We start from the raw sequence: 18,432 nt of genomic DNA, 5'->3' as shown, positions 1-18,432 counted from the left end.
TTGTTATCAACCTTACGTAAAGCATGGAAATTACCAGATTTAAGAAAAAGGCTATTGTGGACTATTGTCCTAGTTGTAATTTATAGAATAGGTATTCATATTCCAGTACCTGGAGTTGATACGTCTAAGTTAATTAATTTAACTTCACAGGCTGGATCAATAGGTGGGTTTTATGATTTAATGTCTGGTGGAGCATTTAGTAACTTTAGCATTTTTGCTATGGGTGTACTTCCTTTCATTAATGCATCTATAATTGTACAGCTTTTAACAATAGCAATCCCTTCTCTTGAAGCAATGCAAAAAGAAGGAGAAGATGGAAGAAAAAAAATACAAAAAATCACAAGATATAGTTCAATATTAATAGGAGCTTTTCAGACATTTGCTATGTATTCAATTATCAACTCTCAGGGAGCTCTTAGAGATACTTCAAAGTTAAATATGCTTTTGATTATGTTGACATTAACAACAGCATCAACATTTTTAATGTGGCTTGGTGAGCAGCTTACGGTTAAAGGTATTGGAAATGGAATTTCATTAATAATGTTTGTTAATATTATTTCAAGAATACCAACTTCTATTGGTCAAATTTCAAGTTTACAGCAGGCGCAGACTATTGATCCAGTTCAGCTTATAGTTTTAATAGTTGTAGTTGTGGCTTTATTTGTTGCAGTTGTTATAGCTTGCTTAGCTGAAAGAAGAATACCAGTACAGTATGCAGGAAAAGCTACTGCAAAAGGTTTAAAAGGACAGACATCACATATTCCTTTGAATATAAATTCATCAGCTATAATTGCAATAATATTTGCAATGGCTGTTATGAGATTTCCTTTAATGATTTTGCAGTTTTGGCCAAAATCAGCAGCATACAACATTATACTAAATGGAAAATATAGTATATTCAAAGATAGTAGTGTTGGTTATATGATTGCTGAATTTATATTTATAATATTTTTCACTTGGTTTTATACGCAGATCACGTTTAAACCTGATGAAATGGCTGAAAATATGCATAAATCATCTGGATTTGTTCCTGGTATTAGACCAGGTGAACCAACTGCACGATACATTGAAACTGTACTCGGTAATGTTTCTATATTATGGGGAGCATTTGCTGGAGTAATTGCAGTAGCACCAATGATACTACAATTGTATGTAAAATCTCAGGCAATGTATTTTACTGGTACAGGGATGTTAATAGTTGTAGGTGTTGCTCTTGAAACTATGAAAGCTATTGAAGCACATTTAGTAATGAGGCGTTACGAAGGATTTCTTAGTGAATAATAGTTGGAGATGATTTGATGAAAATTGTATTGTTAGGACCACCTGGAGCAGGCAAAGGTACGCAAGCAGAGCAAATTAGTAAGAGTTATAGTATCCCACATATATCCACAGGAGATATATTTAGAAAAAATATATCAGAGAGAACAGAGCTTGGTATAGAGGCAAAAGGATATATGGATAAAGGCTTACTTGTTCCAGACGAATTGACAATAGAAATTGTGAAAAACAGATTAGTTGAAGATGATTGTAAAAATGGATTTTTACTTGATGGTTTTCCAAGAACAGTTAAGCAAGCAGAAGCTTTAGACTCATTTCAGGGTAAAAAGATTGATATTGCTTTATTGATAGAAGTACCTAGAGAGAGTATTTTAGACAGAATGACTGGAAGAAGAGTATGCCCAGCTTGTGGAACTACTTATCACATTAAATTTAATCCACCCAAGATTGAAAACAAATGTGATAAATGTAGCACTGCATTAATACAACGTAAAGATGATGTTGAAGAAACTGTTAAGGCGAGATTGGATGTATATTATGAGCAAACAGAACCTTTAGCTAAGTACTACAAATCATCTGGTGTATTACGTACTGTTGATGGTACCAAGGATATAGATATAGTTTTTAAGGAAATCATTAGTGTCCTAGGTTAAAATTGAATGATTCTTAAGTTGATTTCATGAATCATGGGTGTAAGGTTGAGAATAAATAATTTTAAAAATCAAAGAATTCATTAAATCTAGTATAACTATTTTCTAACTCCATTTGATGACTGACGAGTTTATAATAGAGGTTGAGCTAGTTCATTATTTAGATGATGCTATGGATTCCTAGTTTTGAGATGTTACTTATTAACAATGCATGAAAATATAATATTAGAATTAAATCTAATGACTGGGCTATTGTTACTTATCATATAAGTTTGTTTGCTCATTATGAAAACACTGTGGCTATTTTAAATAATGCACCAGAAATATTAATTTTTGGTTTACAGGGGTGAATGGATGAATAATAATTACTTGGGTACTGTTGTATATTCAAAGGCAGGTAGAGATATTGATAGGAAATTCATAATTATGGATATAATAAATGAAGAGTATGTTTATATCTCAGATGGTGATTTGAGAAAAGTTGAAAAGCCTAAAAGAAAGAAAATGAAACATTTAATTATTACTGATATTGTTTTTAATGACGTATTGTCAAATAAAACAGTTAGTAATTCGGAGATAAGAAAGTTTCTGCAGTCATTAGGCAGTAATAAGGAGGCTTGATTACCTTATGTCAAAAGATGATGTAATAGAAATGCAAGGAGTAGTTGTTGAATCCTTGCCAAACGCAATGTTTGAAGTACAATTAGAAAGTGGTCAAAAAATATTAGCTCATATTTCAGGAAAATTAAGAATGAACTTTATAAGAATTTTACCAGGAGATAAAGTTACCGTTGAAATATCTCCATATGATTTGAGTAGAGGAAGAATAACTTGGAGAGCTAAGTAAAATGAGGAGGATTAGCTATGAAAGTAAGACCATCAGTTAAGCCTATATGTGAAAAATGCAAAGTAATTAAGAGAAAAGGCAGAGTTATGGTTATCTGTGAAAATCCTAAGCATAAACAAAAACAAGGCTGATATTAACAAAAATATTTTGGTTATTGTTAAATTTTGTTTTAGGACGGCTGCCAATAAAATATTAATAAATATTTTATTGCCTAAAATTTTATATATAAAATTTTTAAATGTAGAGTATTAATACCTAGGAGGTGTAAATTTTAATGGCTAGAATAGCAGGTGTTGATCTACCAAAGGAAAAAAGGGTAGAGATAGGTTTAACTTATATATTTGGTATTGGATTACCAAAATCTCATGAAGTGTTGAAAGCTACTGGCGTTAATCCTGACACAAGAGTTAAGGATTTAACAGAAGAAGAAGTTAACACTATAAGAGATTATGTTAACAAAGGATTCAAAGTTGAGGGTGATTTGAAAAGAGAAATCGCACTTAATATTAAGAGATTAGTTGAAATTGGATGTTATAGAGGCATAAGACATAGAAAAGGTCTTCCAGTTAGAGGACAAAAAACTAAAACCAATGCTAGAACAAGAAAAGGTCCTAAGAGAGCTATAGGGGCAAGAAAGAAAAAGTAATGAGGAGGGCTGAACATGGCAGTACAAAAAGCTAAGAAAACTAGAAGAAAAAAAGAAAAGAAGAATATTGAACATGGTTGTGCACATATCAAATCAACCTTTAACAATTCAATAGTAACTTTAACTGACACTGTTGGAAATGCTCTTTCATGGTCAAGTGCTGGAGGTCTCGGCTTCAGAGGATCAAGAAAAAGTACTCCTTTTGCTGCACAAATGGCAGCAGAAACAGCTGCTAAAGCAGCAATGGAACACGGTTTAAAGAGTGTAGAAGTATATGTTAAAGGACCAGGAGCTGGTAGAGAAGCTGCAATAAGATCTCTTCAAGCTGCAGGACTAGAAGTTACACTTATTAAAGACGTTACTCCAATACCACACAATGGTTGTAGACCACCAAAGAGAAGAAGAGTTTAATTATATAGTACAGGAGGTGTAAATTTAATGGCAAGATATACTGGAGCTGTCTGCAGATTATGCAGAAGAGAAGGTTTGAAACTGTTTCTTAAGGGAGATAGATGTTTTACAGATAAATGTGCATTTGCAAGAAGAGGCTATGCACCAGGACAACACGGAGCAAGTAGAAAGAAGATTTCAAACTATGGTCTTCAATTAAGAGAGAAACAAAAAGCTAAGAGAATATACGGAATTTTAGAAGGTCAATTCAGAGGTTATTATGAAAAGGCTGAAAAAGTTAAAGGTATCACTGGTGAACAAATACTTAGACTTCTAGAATTAAGACTTGATAATGTAATTTACAAATTAGGTTATGGTGATTCAAGAGCTCAAGCAAGACAATTATTGAACCACGGTCATTTCTTAGTAAATGGACATAAGGTTGATATAGCATCATATAAAGTTAGTGTCAACGATGTAATAACTGTATCAGAAAAAAGCAGAGGAACTGAAAAGTTTAAAACATTTGCTGAGAATCCAAAAACTTTACCAGCTTGGCTTACTGCAGACGTAGAGAACTTCCAAGGAAAAGTTATAGCTGAACCAAGTAGATCAGATATAGATGTTCCTGTAAATGAAACATTGATAGTTGAGCTATACAGCAAATAATTGATATAGAATCAGTTGCCCTCAAATAGTTTGCCATTTTATAAAAAAGGAGGGTTATAGATGTTAGAAATAGAAAAACCAAAAATTGAATGCGTAGAATCCACAGAGGATGGCTCTTATGGTAAATTTGTCATCGAACCTTTAGAGAGAGGTTATGGTATTACTTTAGGTAATTCGCTTAGGCGAATTCTCCTTTCATCACTACCTGGAGTTGCTGCAAATTCAGTAAAAGTTGAAGGTGTCCTTCATGAATTTTCAACTGTAAAAGGTGTTAAAGAAGACGTTACTGAAATGATTCTTAACATAAAATGTTTAGCATTAAAGATGAATGGTGATGGACCAAAGACTATTGTTATTGATGCTGAAGGTTCAGGTATCGTTACTGCTGGAGATATTAAAACAGATGGAGATGTTGAAGTTATCAACAAAGATTTACATATTGCAACTCTTGACAGCGATGCAAAATTGTATATGGAAATCGAAGTTAACAGAGGAAGAGGTTATGTTACTCAGAATAAGAATAAAAGAGATGACATGCCTATAGGAACTGTATCTGTTGATTCAATATATACTCCAGTTAAAAGGGTTAACTTTGCTGTTGAAAATACAAGAGTCGGTCAAATAACTGACTTTGATAAGTTAACATTAGAAGTATGGACAAATGGTACTATTAGACCAGAAGAAGCTATTAGCTTATCTGCTAAAATTCTTATTGAACACTTTAAACTATTTATGACTTTGACTGATCATGCAGATGATGTTGAAATCATGGTAGAAAAAGAAGAAGATAAGAAGGAAAAAGTACTTGAAATGACTATTGAAGAATTAGATCTTTCAGTTAGAAGTTATAACTGCTTGAAGAGAGCGGGAATAAATTCAGTGCAAGAATTGACAGAAAGATCAATGGACGATATGATGAAAGTTAGAAACCTAGGAAAAAAATCACTTGAAGAAGTTGAACAAAAACTTGAAGCTTTAGAGTTATCATTAAAGCAGATTGAAGAATAAATCATATAAAATAAAATTAAGCATACCAAATGATTTAACCAATCATTTGGGATGCTAAATTCATAGTGAGGAGGAGCATAAATGGCAAAGGATCGTAAGCTTGGTCGTCCAACTGACCAAAGAAGAGCAATGCTTAGAAATCTTGTTACTAGTTTCTTGAAATATGGTAAGATACAAACTACTGTTACAAGAGCTAAAGAAACAAGAAGTCTGGCAGAAAAGATGATTACTCTTGGAAAAAGAGGAGATTTACACGCTAGAAGACAAGCACTTGCATTTATAACAGAAGAATCAGTAGTAACAGAAGTGTTTGATACATTAGCAACTAAATACGCTGAAAGAAACGGTGGATATACTAGAATCATGAGAGTAGGTCCAAGAAGAGGCGACGCAGCTGAATTAGTTATACTTGAACTAGTATAACTTAAAAGGGGATTAAGTTGAAGACTGACTTAGTCCCTATTTTATTAATGGTCGAGGTGTTATTATGGAAAATAACATGGTTGAGTGCAGAAATGTGACTTATAAGTACGAAAATGCTGAAGAAAATACATTTAGTTTAGCTCTGGATAATATAAGTATTGATATAAAAAAGGGCGAATTCATAGTAATATTAGGTAGAAATGGCTCAGGTAAGTCAACACTTGCAAAACATATCAATGCACTTATGGTTCCATTTAGTGGTAAAGTTATAGTAGATGGGTTAGACACTTCTGACGAAAAAAATATTTGGAATGTAAGAAATAAAGCTGGCATGGTATTTCAAAATCCAGATAACCAACTAGTAGCCACCATTGTTGAAGAAGATGTAGCTTTTGGGCCTGAAAACCTTGGAGTAGAACCAAAGGAAATAAGAACAAGAGTTGATGAAGCATTGAAAAGAGTAGGTATGTACAAATATAGAAAGCATGCTCCTCATTTATTGTCTGGTGGTCAAAAGCAAAGAGTTGCAATAGCAGGAACTTTAGCAATGAAGCCGCAGTGTATAATTTTTGATGAATCTACAGCTATGCTTGACCCATCAGGAAGAAAAGAAATTATAAAAACAATAAAAGACTTAAATGAAAACGCAAAAATAACCATTGTTCTTATAACACATTATATGGAAGAAGCAATAGATGCTGATAGAATAATGGTTATAGATAATGGAAAGATAATAATAGAAGGATCTCCAAGAAAAGTGTTTAAAGAGGTAGAGACAATGAAAAAAATAGGGCTTGATGTACCTCAAATGACAGAACTTGCATATGAATTAAGAAAAGAAGGTATAGATGTTAAGGATGATATTTTATCTATAGATGAGATGGTGAATGAATTATGCCAATTAAAATAGAAAATTTAACTCATATATATATGCCAGGGACACCTTTTGAAAAAAAAGCTTTAGATAATATAAATATTGATATACAAGATGGTGAATTTGTAGCATTGATTGGACATACCGGTTCAGGAAAATCAACTCTAATTCAGCATATAAATGGGCTTTTAAAGCCTACCACAGGAAAGATTATAATTGATGGAACAGATATTACTTTAAAAACTTCAAAACTGGCGGATATAAGAAAAAAAGTAGGTCTCGTATTTCAATATCCAGAATATCAAATATTTGAAGAAACAGTTGAAAAGGACATTGCTTATGGTCCAACTAATTTAAAGCTAGATAAAGAAGAAATTAAAGTAAGAGTAAAAAGGGCAATGGAAATGGTAGGTCTTGATTATGAAACCTTTGGTAAAAAATCTCCATTTGAGATTAGCGGAGGACAAAAGCGAAGAGTTGCTATTGCCGGGGTTGTTGCAATGGAACCTAAAGTTCTTATACTGGATGAGCCAACAGCAGGTCTAGATCCAAAAGGTAGGGATGATATTTTAAATCAAATTGTAATGTTCCAAAAAGAATATAATATGACAATAATACTGGTGTCACATAGCATGGAAGATGTTGCAAAGGTTGCAGGTAGAATTTTGGTTATGAATAATGCAAAATGTATTCTTGATGGAAGTCCTAAGCGTATATTTAGGGAAATAGATACACTTGAGAGCATAGGGCTTGCAGTACCACAGATCACATATTTAGCTAGAGAGCTTAGGAAAAAAGGCTTCGATATTTCAGAGGATATTTTCACTGTAGACCAGGCTAAAAATGAAATTTTAAATTGTTTAAGGGGCGTTAAAGATGCTTAAGGATATAACTATTGGACAATACATTCCAGGAGATTCATTTGTGCATAAATTGGATCCTAGGGTGAAAATAATATTATCTTTATTATACATAATAGATTTGTTCTTAATAAATCACTATGTTGGATATATATTTGTAATAGCATTTACAGCAGCTATAATTATAACCTCTAAAATTCAATTGAGATATATTTATAATGGTCTTAAACCAATATTCATACTACTTATAATTACTGCACTAATGAATGTTTTAATGACACCAGGAGACAATTTGGTTTTTAAATATGGATTTATAACAATTTACAGAGAGGGTCTTAATTTAGCTGGTTTCATGATGCTAAGGCTCGTTTTCCTAATAATAGGTACATCATTATTAACACTTACAACATCACCAATAGAGTTAACTGATGGGCTTGAGAAGCTAATGAACCCACTTAAGAAGATAGGTGTTCCAGCTCATGAATTAGCAATGATGATGACTATTGCACTTAGATTTATCCCAACACTAATAGATGAAACAGATAAAATTATGAAAGCACAAATGGCAAGAGGCGCAGACTTTGAATCTGGTAATTTGTTTCAAAGAGCAAAAAGCCTTATACCAGTTTTGGTTCCACTTTTTATAAGTTCATTTAGGAGAGCTGATGAGCTTGCTATGGCAATGGAAGCAAGATGTTATAGGGGTGGGGACTCTAGAACAAGAATGAAGGTATTAAAACTTGAATATAGAGACGGAATTGCTACAGCAGTAACAATACTACTTATTGTAGTTTCAGTTGCTATAAGGTATATTTAAATTAGCATTTTAGGATGTGAAAGCATGAAAAATGTGAAGCTTGTCATAGAATATGATGGAACACTTTACTCAGGATGGCAAAAGCAGAAGAATGCTTTAACTATTCAAGAAGTAATAGAAAAAGTATTGTATTCTGTAACTGGAGAAAAAATTAATATTTTAGGCTCAAGTAGAACTGATGCTGGAGTTCATGCTAGAGGATTTGTTGGAAACTTTTTTACATCCAGTAACATTCCAAGCGAAAAGTTTAAAGATGTATTAAACGGAAGATTACCTAATGACATAGTTATTCAAGAATCAAAGGAAGTTGCTATGAATTTTCATTCAAGATATTGTAGTAAGGGAAAAACATATAGTTATACTGTCCTTAACAGACCTCAAAGGTCAGCTATTGGAAGGAATTATTCCTTTTACTACAGGAAAAAATTAGATATTGATGCCATAAAAGAGGCAATGCCTCTTATCATAGGAACGCATGATTTTTCTGCGTTTAAGAGCACTGGTGGAAGTGCTAAAACTGATATAAGAACAATATCTAATTTTGAAATAGCAATTAAAAATGATTATTTGATTTTTTATATAACAGGTAATGGATTTTTGTATAATATGGTAAGAATTATTATGGGTACTATAATACAAGTGGGGCTTGGAAAAATTGAATCCCAAAGTGTGAAAGACATAATTTTATCTAAAGATAGAAATATGGCAGGACCTTGTTTACCAGCAAATGGGTTATGTTTAGAGAAAGTATATTATTAGTTGAAATTTGTTGACACACGTGGGAGATTGTATTATACTTAATGTGTTTGTATAACGTTGATTTGAAAGATCCACTAGCCCCGGGTCTTTGACATAGGACGTAATTTGTGTAAAGTTCAGGGAGGAAAAATATGAAATCATATATTGCTAAACCGCAGGAAATTGAAAGAAAATGGTACATCGTTGATCTTGACGGATTGACTTTAGGTAGAGCTGCAAGTCAGATTGCTGCTATACTAAGAGGAAAGAATAAACCAACATTTACACCACACGTAGACACAGGTGATTTTGTTATTGTTATTAATGCTGAAAAGGTAGTATTAACAGGCAAAAAATTAGATCAGAAAATGTTAAGACATCATTCATTTTATCCAGGTGGATTAAAAGAAATGTCTTATAGAGATGCGTTGGTTAGAAAGCCAGAATTCGTATTTCATGAAGCTGTAAGAAGAATGCTTCCTATCGGAGTATTAGGTAGAGAAACACTTAAAAAATTGAAAATATACAGTGGCGCTGAGCATGGTAATGAAGCTCAAAAACCAGAAGTATTACAATTAAAATACTAAGATCATAATTGAAAGGAGGAAGTAAAATGGCTAAAGTACAGTATATAGCGACAGGTAGAAGAAAGAAAGCAATAGCTAGAGTTAGATTAGTACCAGGAGAAGGTAAGGTTACAATAAATAAAAGAGATCAAGAAGAATATTTTGGATTAGAAACATTAAGAATGATTGTTAATCAACCATTAGTTCTAACTGGAACAAAAGATAAATTTGACGTTTTAGTAAATGTTAATGGTGGTGGGTTCACAGGTCAAGCTGGTGCTATCAGACACGGAATATCAAGAGCTTTATTAAAAGCTGATGAAACATTAAGAGGCGAACTTAAAAAAGCTGGTTTCTTAACAAGAGATTCAAGAATGAAAGAAAGAAAGAAATATGGTTTGAAAAAGGCAAGAAAAGCTCCACAATTCTCAAAGAGATAATTGTACAAAAGAGGGGAAGAGTCCTCTCTTTTTTTCTTGCAATGAATAGTATAAAATTCATTAAATATGTATATTAAAGTAAAATAATATCAATTTGTGTTATGATTTTTGTTGGTAAAATTTGTTTCAATATAGGAGGATCAATATGTTCAGTTTATCGCCACGGGATGATAAATTTTTTGATTTATTTATAGAAAACGCTCATACAATTTACGAAACAGCCTTGTTATTTCAGGAATATGTAAAGGACACTACATGCATGGAAGAAAAACTTGCAAAAATTAAAGATTTTGAACGCTTATGTGACAATCAGCAACATAACATATTAAATGAACTTAACAAAACATTTATAACGCCTTTTGATAGGGAAGATATTTATTCAATCTCAAAAAAAATGGATGATATAGTAGATTTTATTGAAGCAAGTGCAAGCAGATTTGTAATGTTTAATGTTACATCAATAAATCCAAAGGTAATTGAGTTAGCTGATTTGGTTGTAAGATGTTGTGAAAATGTAATAAAGCTAATGGAACAATTTAAGCATATGCAAAATAATAACAAGCTTACTGAGCTTATTATTGAAATTAATAAAATTGAAGAAGAAGGTGACCTAATCTTCAGAAAAGCAGTTAGGCAACTCTTTGTGGAGGACATACCTGTACTTGATGTAATCAAGTGGCGTGAAATATATCAATATGTAGAAAATACAATTGATGCCTGTGAGTCAGTAGCGAATATTATCGAAGGAGTTGCTATGAAGAATGCCTAGTTCGATAATTTACTTGACTGCATTAATTGTAGTTCTTGCACTTGTATTTGATTTTATAAATGGATTTCATGATAGTGCTAATGCAATAGCAACATCAGTGTCCACAAGAGTACTTAGTATGAAATCAGCGGTATTAATGTCTGCGGCAATGAATTTATTAGGTGCTTTTATGAATGAAAAAGTCGCAAAAACTATTGGAGAGGGTATAATAAATCCATCTCTAATTGCTCCATCAGTTATAATTGTTGCAATCATAAGTGCAATAATTTGGGATTTAGTAACTTGGTATTTTGGAATTCCTAGTAGTTCATCTCATGCTTTAATAGGGAGTCTTGTGGGAGCTGCTATAGTATACCAAAGTTCAGTTACAGTTGTTGATTGGTTGGCCTTTTTTCAGAAAATTATAATACCATTATTTTTATCACCAATACTAGGTTTCTTTTTCGGATATATGTTTATGATAGCGTTAAAATGGATACTTAGGAAATCAAGACCATCTTCAGTCACAAAGTTTTTTTCAAAGGCTCAGATTGTTTCGGCTATGTTTATGGCATTAAACCATGGAGGGAATGATGCACAAAAATCTATGGGAGTCATTACTATGTCATTAGTGAGTGCTGGGTTTTTAACCAAATTTGCCGTGCCAATTTGGGTTACACTTTCTTGTGCGCTTGCAATGGCACTTGGAACATCCTTCGGTGGATATAAAATAATAAAAACTATGGGTATGAATATGGCCAGGCTTGCCCCGGTTAATGGTTTTGCAGCAGAAACTGGTGCAGCAGTAGTAATATTTTCGGCTACTATGATGAATGCCCCTGTAAGTACAACTCAGATAATATCAACATCAATAATGGGAGTTGCGGCATCACAGAGGTTTTCATCAGTAAGATGGATTATTGCTAAAAGTATAATATGGGCATGGGTAATAACAATTCCAGCTTGTGTTTTAATGGCTAGTATTCTATCATTAATTTTGAAATTAATTTGGTAATTTACATAAAAATATAAGATATACGTTAAGCAAAAACGCTACCATCAATAAATTGATGAGATGGCGTTTTTTATTATTCATAATCAAAAATATATAGAGCATAATAATATCATGATCATGAAATATAGGAAAAAGGGGTGAAAACAATGAAAAACAAATTTATAATTGTTATCATGGTAATTATGTTTACAAGTATAATGTTTGAAAATGATGTGGTAAAGGCTGATGTAAATAAACAATCCATAGACAAAAATGAAAAATTGATATTAATAGATCCAGGGCATGGTGGAATAGATGGTGGAGCAGAATCGAAAAATGGAACTGTGGAAAAAAATTTAAATTTAAATATAGGATTAAAACTTAGGCAGTTATTAAAGAATGAAGGTTTTAAAGTAAAAATGACAAGGGAAAAAGACCAAGGGTTGTATAGTGACTCTGGAAAAATAAGAAAGAAAAAACTAGAAGATTTGAATAATAGGTGTAAAATGAAGGAGGATAGTAAATGTGATATGTTTATAAGTATACACATGAATATGTTTCCACAAAAAAAATATTATGGACCACAAGTGTGGTATTCTGATAGTAAAAATAGCATGGATTTAGCACATATATTGCAAAAAGGATTGATAAGTGATTTAAATGATGACAGCGAGAGAGTTGAAAAGCCAGCATTAGATTTATATAAAATATTACGTTGTAAAAATAGTATTCCATCTGTAATAGTGGAGTGCGGTTTCTTGTCAAATGAAAGAGAAGAACAAAAATTGAACAACGATAAATATCAGAATAAAATAGCAGAATCTCTATGCAAGTCAATTAAAATGTATTATTATAAATGATAAGATATATATTAGTCATATTTCCTGGGAAATGTGACTAATATATTAATAAGTGAAGATATAAAACTAACATGCTTTTTTGCAAATAGGACAAGAAGTGTATCGGTGTGTCAAAAAAAGTGTTTAGTATTTGCAAATAAAAAAACATAAAGAGAGGAGCAAATGGGGATTTAATAGAATATCTCCGTAATAAATGGAAAAAGACATTGAAAAAAATATTTTTTATAAACAACAACAAAATATTTTTCAAAACCATTTAATTGAAAGATATAACAAGACTCTTCTATCAATAGGTATAGGCTATCCAGTAAATGATAAAAATAATACTATTACAAAAAATATTATAACTTGTATAGAACGTGTTTTTAATGACATGGTCAAAGAAAGTATGTTCATGAAGATATTTAGAATTACTTTTGAAGGACCAGTTATAACTATCTTGTTGGATCTAGATGGATATAAGGTTAAAGAAATCTGTAGTCAAATAGAGCATAAGCATATTCTAGGCGGAATTGTAGATTTAGAGGTATACGATGCTAATGGAAATCTTGTGGCTAGTAAAGATATAAAGTATGGTGATAAAAAATGTATTATATGCGGGGAAAAAGATTCGATATGTAAAAGCAAAAAAAAGCATAATCAATCTGAATTATCAACCTGTATAACAAATATATATATAAAATATACAAAGAGCCATTATGGGAAAGAATACTAAATCGTAATGTGGTGTAAGGCTTGTATTAAAAATAACGGATACATAATTATAAATGTATGAAATTTAATGGAGGAAAAAATGCATAATAAGTTATCATTTAAAATTAGAATAATAATATTAAGCATATTTTGTGTTATAGGAATCAGTATGTTAATCTATACTGCCATAGGTAATCGACTAATAAATAATGAAAAAGCAACTACTAAACAAAATAAAAATGAAAAAATAACAGCTATAAATCCTAAAAACAACAAGGATGATAACAAAGTAAAGGATGCTCAGAATGAAAAGCAAAAGCAAATTGATAGTTTTACTGAAAAAGGATATGAGGATTTTGGTGCTAAAAACTATGCGGTTTCAATTGATGAGGAAAATCAAGCTTTGCAACTTGATGATAATAACGCTAGGGCACACGCCGTAAAGGGAATAGCAATATGTTACTCTAAACTTGATATTGCAAATTTTAATCAAGGGTTAGCTGAGATAGATAGATCGCTGCAAATTGACCCCAATTATGGATATGCTAGATTTAATCGAGCATTGACCTTGGAGCGCTTTGGTAAATACGATGAGGCCTTAATTTGGTATGATAAAGCCTTACAGGTAGAAAATTTTGTATGGAGTTATTATGGAAAAGCCTGTATCTATGGCAGAAAAGGTGATGTAGATAATTCTGTTAAATATTTAAAAGTGGCAATTAGTATGCAAGCTAATATAAAAGATGAGGCTAAAAATGAAGAAGACTTCGCTAATGTAAAAAATAGTGATGCTTTTAAGCAATTAGTATATTAAACTGTAAATGTAAAAAATACAATATAATGTTTGATAATGATTATTTACGAACTTATATGCAAATTTAATTTAAGTAATGGCTACTACTCATGATATTTAATCAAAGTAGTAGCCATTATATTTGTGATTCAGAAAAAAATAAACAATTATGGCTAAGTTGGATGTAAATGGCTTAATAAACCAAAACAAATGATCGTTTAATCATGAATAAATGATTGATAATGACTGTAAGTGAAACAATTAATAAAAATATTTAACAAATGAAAAGAAATAAACAAAAAAGTGTTGACAATATTAGTGTAAATGTTTACAATAAAATTAAAGAAACACAAAGAAACAAAAATAAATGGATAAGAGTGATGAAAATGTTTGCTGAAGAGAGACAAATGGAAATAAGTTTAATTCTAGAAAAAGTGGGAAGTATAAAGGTAAATGAATTATCAGATCATTTTAATATTTCAGAAGCTACGGTAAGAAGAGATCTTCAAGAAATGGAAAGTAAAAAATTATTAACTAGGACACATGGTGGAGCAGTAAAAGCAGAGATTACAAATTTCGAACCTAGTTTTATGGAAAAAAAGGATGAAAGGCATGAGGAAAAATTTGCAATTGCAAGTTTTGCTGCTGGACTTGTCAAAGATGGGGACACAATTATTTTAGACTCAGGTACAACCACATTGGAAATTGCAAGAAATATAAAAGCTGAGAACATAACTGTGGTAACAAATTCTATAGATATTGCAGTAGAACTTTCAAATAGAAATAACGTGGAATTAATTCTCACAGGTGGTACGCTTAGAATTAACACTCGAGCAATGGTAGGTTATATTTGTGAAGAAATGCTTAAAAACTTTAGAGTAGATAAAGCGTTTATAGGAGCAAATGGAATATCACTTATTGATGGAATAACAACTCCAAATTTAGTTGAAGCACAAGTTAAAAAGGCTATGATAAATTCAGCGTTAAAACCAATAATAGTAGCTGATAGTTCTAAATTTGATAATATCTGTTTTTCGGTAATATGTCCTATAACTCATGTATATTCAATTATAACAAGTGGAGATATTTCACAGGACTTAATTGACAGCTACAATAATCAAGGAGTAAAAATTGAAATTTGCTAAATGGGGTGACGAGTATGGTTATAACTGTAACATTGAATCCAGCAATGGATAAGACATTAACCATTGATAATTTCACCATAGGGGATGTCAATAGAGTAATTGGGTTAAGATATGACATTGGAGGAAAAGGAATCAATGTATCAAAAGTACTTAAAAATTTTGGTGTTGAATCTATTTGCACAGGTTTTCTTGGGGGAATACTGAAAAATGGATTTGAACTAGAACTTAGAAAAAGAGAAATAAAAAATTCCTTTATAAATATTAGCCAAGAGACTAGAACAAATACAAAGATAGTGGATCAGTTAAATGGAACTTTTACAGACGTAAACGAGCCAGGACCTAATATAAGCGAAATAGAAATGGATGAATTCCTAATTAAATTTAAAAGTCTTTGCCAGGATGATGACATAGTTGTTTTATCAGGAGGTGTTGGTCCATCTATTGAAAAAGATATATATAGAAAACTTATTAAAATAGCAAAGGGAAAAGGAGCATTTGTAATTTTAGATGCAGATGGAGAGCTTCTAAAGGAAGGTATAAAAGAAAATCCAGATGTAATAAAACCTAATGATCATGAGTTGGAGCTTTTACTTAATAAGACAATTGATACTGAAGAAAAAATGATATTAGAGGCAAAAAAAATTATTGATGGTGGAGTAGGAAGCGTGCTTATATCTATGGGGCATAAGGGTGCCATGTATATAACTAAAAATAATTCACTTTATTGTAATGGTCTAAAAGTTCCGGTGAAAAGTACTGTAGGTGCAGGTGACTCAATGGTAGCTGCACTTGTATACAGTAAAATAAATAAATTTAGTAATGAGGATACATTGAGGTACGCAGCAGCAAGTGGAACAGCAGCGGTATGTTTAGAGGGAACTGAAGCGTGTAATCTTGATCAAGTAAACGAATTCATACCGAGATTTAATATAGAAAATAAGGAGGAATTTTAATGGGAGTAAAAGACATGTTTTCGGAAAATAGAGTCGTCTTTGAATTAAAAGCAAAAACAAAGGATGAAGTACTAAATGAACTTATAGAGGTTTTGGTAAAAGATGGAAAGATTAATGACAAAGATGTTTTTAAAAAGGCAGTTTTAGCAAGAGAAGAGGAATTTTCAACAGGAATTGGTATGGGAATAGCCATTCCACATGGTAAGTCAAATTCTGTTACTGAGGCTTCAATTGTATTTGGTCTAAGTAAACAAGGTATAGATTATCAATCAATGGATGAAAAACCAGCACACTTATTTTTTCTCATAGCAGTTCCAGAGGAATCAAGTGATGTACATCTAAGAGCATTAAGCGAAATATCTAGAAAATTAATGCATACAGAAACTAGAGAAGGCATTTATAGTGCCAAGAATTTTGCGGATTTTATAAAGGCATTTGACTAGAAATTAATAATTAAAGAACTAGTGTATAAAAACACTATTCTATATAAATGAGTATAAAATAAGGGGGGAGTAATAAATGAAAAAACTAGTAGCTGTAACATCATGTCCTACAGGCATAGCACACACTTATATGGCAGCAGAAGCATTACAAATGGCAGCTAAAGAGATGGGGTATGAAATTAAAGTTGAAACTCAAGGTTCAGTGGGTGCTGAAAATATACTTACTGATGAGGACGTAGCAGCAGCTGATGCAGTAATAATTGCAGCAGATACAAACGTAGATAAAGCTAGATTTGCAGGTAAACCGCTTTTAGAAGTGCCAGTTAAGGATGCAATAAAAGATTCAAAAGGACTTATAGAAAAAGCATTACAAGAAAAGGCAGAACCTAAATCAGATTCTAGCATGCCTGTGGTAAAAAAGAAAGAAAGAACAGGTATATACAAACATTTAATGACAGGCGTATCTTTCATGATACCATTTGTTGCAGCAGGTGGATTACTTATAGCTTTAGGTTTCGCTTTAGGTGGAATTTATGTTTTTGACTGTCCAGGAACTTTTGCAGAAGCATTATTTGTTACAGGTAAAGGTGCATTTGCACTTATGCTTCCAATACTATCAGGATATATAGCTTACTCAATTGCTGATAGACCAGGTTTAGTTGCAGGTTTCATAGGTGGAGCTTTATCAAGTGGAGCTATTGCTAGTGGACAATTCTTAGCTCATCCACTGGCAACTGGTACTAGTGGATTCTTAGGTGCTTTACTATTTGGTTTTGCAGCAGGTTATATAGTTTTAGGCATAAAGAAGTTTATTAAGCTTCCAAAAACATTAGAAGGTTTAATGCCAGTTTTGATTATACCAGTACTTTCATCAGCAATAATAGGATTATTATATATGTTCGTCTTTGGTGGCCCGCTAGTAGCGATAAACACAGGTCTGCTAAGCTGGTTAAAAAGTTTACAAGGTACAAACGCAGCATTACTTGGTTTAATTCTTGGATTAATGATGGCATTTGACATGGGTGGTCCAGTTAACAAAGCAGCATACATTTTCGGAACAGGTACAATAGTAGCAGGCGGATCATCCATAATGGCAGCAGTTATGGTAGCAGGTATGATTCCACCACTTGGAATAGCTTTAGCTTCAACAGTATTAGCTAAGAAGAAATTTACAGAGCCAGAAAGAGAAGCTGGAAAAGCAGCATGGGCACTTGGCGCATCATTTATAACAGAAGGCGCTATACCATTTGCAGCAGGAGATCCACTAAGAGTTATACCTGCATGTATGGCAGGTGCTGGAGTTGCAGGTGCATTATCAATGATGTTTGGTGTTAGACTTGCAGTTCCTCACGGTGGGCTATGGGTAGTTGCAATACCAAACGTTGTTTCAAACTTAGCACTATACTTGGTAGCAATGGTAGTTGGAACAATAATTACTGGTGTTATACTTTCAATAGTTAAGAAAGACTTATCAGCTGAATAACAACTTATAAGTGACAAGATATAAGTTAAGGAATAAACAATATAAAAAACAGTCAACCCAATATTATTATATTTGGTTGACTGTTTTGCATTACCCAAAAACTTAAACTAGTTA

Annotated in this window: 25 protein-coding genes; all 25 read left to right on the top strand. The window is 32.1% G+C overall.

Translation table 11 applies throughout. From position 1 onward, the window contains the following. Entirely contained in the window at positions 1-1,281 is a 1,281-nt protein-coding gene (secY, locus tag BR66_RS0112625) for a preprotein translocase subunit SecY (protein ID WP_026883265.1), read from the top strand. A 17-nt stretch (positions 1,282-1,298) separates the two neighbouring features. Beyond that, positions 1,299-1,931, top strand: coding sequence for an adenylate kinase (locus BR66_RS0112620; RefSeq protein ID WP_026883264.1), 633 nt, complete (start codon positions 1,299-1,301; stop codon positions 1,929-1,931). 351 nt (positions 1,932-2,282) lie between these two features. Then, positions 2,283-2,549 (top strand): KOW domain-containing RNA-binding protein, encoded by a 267-nt coding sequence (locus BR66_RS0112615; protein ID WP_026883263.1) that lies wholly within the window; start codon positions 2,283-2,285, stop codon positions 2,547-2,549. A gap of 7 nt (positions 2,550-2,556) precedes the next feature. Continuing rightward, positions 2,557-2,775 (top strand): translation initiation factor IF-1, encoded by a 219-nt coding sequence (gene infA, locus BR66_RS0112610; protein ID WP_026883262.1) that lies wholly within the window; start codon positions 2,557-2,559, stop codon positions 2,773-2,775. A gap of 17 nt (positions 2,776-2,792) precedes the next feature. Beyond that, positions 2,793-2,906, top strand: a complete 114-nt coding sequence (gene rpmJ / locus BR66_RS0112605; RefSeq protein ID WP_003373491.1) for a 50S ribosomal protein L36 — start codon at positions 2,793-2,795, stop codon at positions 2,904-2,906. Between the two features lie 143 nt (positions 2,907-3,049). Then, positions 3,050-3,421, top strand: coding sequence for a 30S ribosomal protein S13 (gene rpsM / locus BR66_RS0112600; protein WP_026883261.1), 372 nt, complete (start codon positions 3,050-3,052; stop codon positions 3,419-3,421). 15 nt (positions 3,422-3,436) lie between these two features. After that, entirely contained in the window at positions 3,437-3,832 is a 396-nt protein-coding gene (rpsK, locus tag BR66_RS0112595) for a 30S ribosomal protein S11 (RefSeq protein WP_026883260.1), read from the top strand. Positions 3,833-3,859: 27 nt separating this feature from the next. Beyond that, complete coding sequence (gene rpsD / locus BR66_RS0112590) at positions 3,860-4,480, top strand: 30S ribosomal protein S4 (RefSeq protein WP_026883259.1); 621 nt, start codon at positions 3,860-3,862, stop codon at positions 4,478-4,480. Positions 4,481-4,540: 60 nt separating this feature from the next. Beyond that, positions 4,541-5,488 carry a DNA-directed RNA polymerase subunit alpha gene (locus BR66_RS0112585; protein WP_026883258.1) on the top strand — a complete coding sequence of 316 codons (948 nt, stop codon included), beginning with the start codon at positions 4,541-4,543 and terminating at the stop codon, positions 5,486-5,488. A gap of 81 nt (positions 5,489-5,569) precedes the next feature. Continuing rightward, positions 5,570-5,911 (top strand): 50S ribosomal protein L17, encoded by a 342-nt coding sequence (gene rplQ / locus BR66_RS0112580; protein ID WP_026883257.1) that lies wholly within the window; start codon positions 5,570-5,572, stop codon positions 5,909-5,911. A 64-nt stretch (positions 5,912-5,975) separates the two neighbouring features. Beyond that, entirely contained in the window at positions 5,976-6,821 is an 846-nt protein-coding gene (locus BR66_RS0112575) for an energy-coupling factor transporter ATPase (protein WP_026883256.1), read from the top strand. Then, positions 6,806-7,669 (top strand): energy-coupling factor transporter ATPase, encoded by an 864-nt coding sequence (locus tag BR66_RS0112570; protein ID WP_026883255.1) that lies wholly within the window; start codon positions 6,806-6,808, stop codon positions 7,667-7,669. The genes BR66_RS0112575 and BR66_RS0112570 overlap by 16 nt, the downstream gene beginning before the upstream one ends. After that, positions 7,662-8,462, top strand: a complete 801-nt coding sequence (locus BR66_RS0112565; RefSeq protein ID WP_026883254.1) for an energy-coupling factor transporter transmembrane component T family protein — start codon at positions 7,662-7,664, stop codon at positions 8,460-8,462. The genes BR66_RS0112570 and BR66_RS0112565 overlap by 8 nt, the downstream gene beginning before the upstream one ends. Positions 8,463-8,486: 24 nt before the next feature. Beyond that, the gene (gene truA / locus BR66_RS0112560; RefSeq protein ID WP_026883253.1) at positions 8,487-9,221 is read left to right on the top strand and encodes a tRNA pseudouridine(38-40) synthase TruA; all 735 of its coding nucleotides are present in this window, start codon (positions 8,487-8,489) and stop codon (positions 9,219-9,221) included. Positions 9,222-9,352: 131 nt separating this feature from the next. After that, positions 9,353-9,787 carry a 50S ribosomal protein L13 gene (rplM, locus tag BR66_RS0112555; protein WP_026883252.1) on the top strand — a complete coding sequence of 145 codons (435 nt, stop codon included), beginning with the start codon at positions 9,353-9,355 and terminating at the stop codon, positions 9,785-9,787. 26 nt (positions 9,788-9,813) lie between these two features. Continuing rightward, positions 9,814-10,206: a 30S ribosomal protein S9 gene (gene rpsI / locus BR66_RS0112550; protein WP_026883251.1), complete on the top strand. Its 393-nt coding sequence runs from the start codon at positions 9,814-9,816 to the stop codon at positions 10,204-10,206. Between the two features lie 145 nt (positions 10,207-10,351). Next, on the top strand, positions 10,352-10,975 hold the full coding sequence (locus BR66_RS0112545; RefSeq protein ID WP_026883250.1) for a DUF47 domain-containing protein: 624 nt from the start codon (positions 10,352-10,354) through the stop codon (positions 10,973-10,975). After that, positions 10,968-11,969, top strand: a complete 1,002-nt coding sequence (locus BR66_RS0112540; RefSeq protein WP_026883249.1) for an inorganic phosphate transporter — start codon at positions 10,968-10,970, stop codon at positions 11,967-11,969. Before BR66_RS0112545 ends, BR66_RS0112540 begins: the two co-directional genes overlap by 8 nt. Positions 11,970-12,115: 146 nt before the next feature. Beyond that, complete coding sequence (cwlD, locus tag BR66_RS0112535; protein WP_026883248.1) at positions 12,116-12,808, top strand: N-acetylmuramoyl-L-alanine amidase CwlD; 693 nt, start codon at positions 12,116-12,118, stop codon at positions 12,806-12,808. Positions 12,809-13,001: 193 nt separating this feature from the next. Beyond that, positions 13,002-13,523 (top strand): citrate lyase holo-[acyl-carrier protein] synthase, encoded by a 522-nt coding sequence (locus BR66_RS23780; RefSeq protein WP_051624226.1) that lies wholly within the window; start codon positions 13,002-13,004, stop codon positions 13,521-13,523. 78 nt (positions 13,524-13,601) lie between these two features. Beyond that, on the top strand, positions 13,602-14,315 hold the full coding sequence (locus BR66_RS0112525; protein ID WP_051624225.1) for a tetratricopeptide repeat protein: 714 nt from the start codon (positions 13,602-13,604) through the stop codon (positions 14,313-14,315). Positions 14,316-14,575: 260 nt separating this feature from the next. After that, a complete protein-coding gene (locus BR66_RS0112520) occupies positions 14,576-15,439 on the top strand; it encodes a DeoR/GlpR family DNA-binding transcription regulator (protein WP_278246815.1) in 864 nt (287 codons plus the stop codon). Positions 15,440-15,453: 14 nt separating this feature from the next. Then, complete coding sequence (gene pfkB, locus BR66_RS0112515; protein ID WP_026883245.1) at positions 15,454-16,392, top strand: 1-phosphofructokinase; 939 nt, start codon at positions 15,454-15,456, stop codon at positions 16,390-16,392. Further along, entirely contained in the window at positions 16,392-16,835 is a 444-nt protein-coding gene (locus tag BR66_RS0112510; RefSeq protein WP_026883244.1) for a PTS sugar transporter subunit IIA, read from the top strand. Before pfkB ends, BR66_RS0112510 begins: the two co-directional genes overlap by 1 nt. Positions 16,836-16,911: 76 nt before the next feature. Then, the gene (locus tag BR66_RS0112505) at positions 16,912-18,318 is read left to right on the top strand and encodes a PTS fructose transporter subunit IIC (RefSeq protein ID WP_026883243.1); all 1,407 of its coding nucleotides are present in this window, start codon (positions 16,912-16,914) and stop codon (positions 18,316-18,318) included. The last annotated feature ends 114 nt before the right edge of the window (positions 18,319-18,432 follow it).

This window comes from Clostridium akagii DSM 12554 (assembly GCF_000686725.1).
GTDB lineage: Bacteria > Bacillota > Clostridia > Clostridiales > Clostridiaceae > Clostridium_I > Clostridium_I akagii.
Note: the sequence above shows the minus strand (reverse complement) of the source record. Positions and strands in the feature narration are given on the sequence as shown.

Excerpts from the sequence above, each read along its gene's own strand:
- BR66_RS0112620 (WP_026883264.1), top strand. The coding sequence starts at position 1,299 with ATGAAAATTGTATTGTTAGGACCACCTGGAGCAGGCAAAGGTACGCAA.
- BR66_RS0112615 (WP_026883263.1), top strand. The coding sequence starts at position 2,283 with ATGAATAATAATTACTTGGGTACTGTTGTATATTCAAAGGCAGGTAGA.
- infA (WP_026883262.1), top strand. The coding sequence starts at position 2,557 with ATGTCAAAAGATGATGTAATAGAAATGCAAGGAGTAGTTGTTGAATCC.
- rpmJ (WP_003373491.1), top strand. The coding sequence starts at position 2,793 with ATGAAAGTAAGACCATCAGTTAAGCCTATATGTGAAAAATGCAAAGTA.
- rpsM (WP_026883261.1), top strand. The coding sequence starts at position 3,050 with ATGGCTAGAATAGCAGGTGTTGATCTACCAAAGGAAAAAAGGGTAGAG.
- rpsK (WP_026883260.1), top strand. The coding sequence starts at position 3,437 with ATGGCAGTACAAAAAGCTAAGAAAACTAGAAGAAAAAAAGAAAAGAAG.
- rpsD (WP_026883259.1), top strand. The coding sequence starts at position 3,860 with ATGGCAAGATATACTGGAGCTGTCTGCAGATTATGCAGAAGAGAAGGT.
- BR66_RS0112585 (WP_026883258.1), top strand. The coding sequence starts at position 4,541 with ATGTTAGAAATAGAAAAACCAAAAATTGAATGCGTAGAATCCACAGAG.
- rplQ (WP_026883257.1), top strand. The coding sequence starts at position 5,570 with ATGGCAAAGGATCGTAAGCTTGGTCGTCCAACTGACCAAAGAAGAGCA.
- BR66_RS0112575 (WP_026883256.1), top strand. The coding sequence starts at position 5,976 with ATGGAAAATAACATGGTTGAGTGCAGAAATGTGACTTATAAGTACGAA.
- BR66_RS0112570 (WP_026883255.1), top strand. The coding sequence starts at position 6,806 with ATGCCAATTAAAATAGAAAATTTAACTCATATATATATGCCAGGGACA.
- BR66_RS0112565 (WP_026883254.1), top strand. The coding sequence starts at position 7,662 with ATGCTTAAGGATATAACTATTGGACAATACATTCCAGGAGATTCATTT.
- truA (WP_026883253.1), top strand. The coding sequence starts at position 8,487 with ATGAAAAATGTGAAGCTTGTCATAGAATATGATGGAACACTTTACTCA.
- rplM (WP_026883252.1), top strand. The coding sequence starts at position 9,353 with ATGAAATCATATATTGCTAAACCGCAGGAAATTGAAAGAAAATGGTAC.
- rpsI (WP_026883251.1), top strand. The coding sequence starts at position 9,814 with ATGGCTAAAGTACAGTATATAGCGACAGGTAGAAGAAAGAAAGCAATA.
- BR66_RS0112545 (WP_026883250.1), top strand. The coding sequence starts at position 10,352 with ATGTTCAGTTTATCGCCACGGGATGATAAATTTTTTGATTTATTTATA.
- BR66_RS0112540 (WP_026883249.1), top strand. The coding sequence starts at position 10,968 with ATGCCTAGTTCGATAATTTACTTGACTGCATTAATTGTAGTTCTTGCA.
- cwlD (WP_026883248.1), top strand. The coding sequence starts at position 12,116 with ATGAAAAACAAATTTATAATTGTTATCATGGTAATTATGTTTACAAGT.
- BR66_RS23780 (WP_051624226.1), top strand. The coding sequence starts at position 13,002 with ATGGAAAAAGACATTGAAAAAAATATTTTTTATAAACAACAACAAAAT.
- BR66_RS0112525 (WP_051624225.1), top strand. The coding sequence starts at position 13,602 with ATGCATAATAAGTTATCATTTAAAATTAGAATAATAATATTAAGCATA.
- BR66_RS0112520 (WP_278246815.1), top strand. The coding sequence starts at position 14,576 with ATGAAAAGAAATAAACAAAAAAGTGTTGACAATATTAGTGTAAATGTT.
- pfkB (WP_026883245.1), top strand. The coding sequence starts at position 15,454 with ATGGTTATAACTGTAACATTGAATCCAGCAATGGATAAGACATTAACC.
- BR66_RS0112510 (WP_026883244.1), top strand. The coding sequence starts at position 16,392 with ATGGGAGTAAAAGACATGTTTTCGGAAAATAGAGTCGTCTTTGAATTA.
- BR66_RS0112505 (WP_026883243.1), top strand. The coding sequence starts at position 16,912 with ATGAAAAAACTAGTAGCTGTAACATCATGTCCTACAGGCATAGCACAC.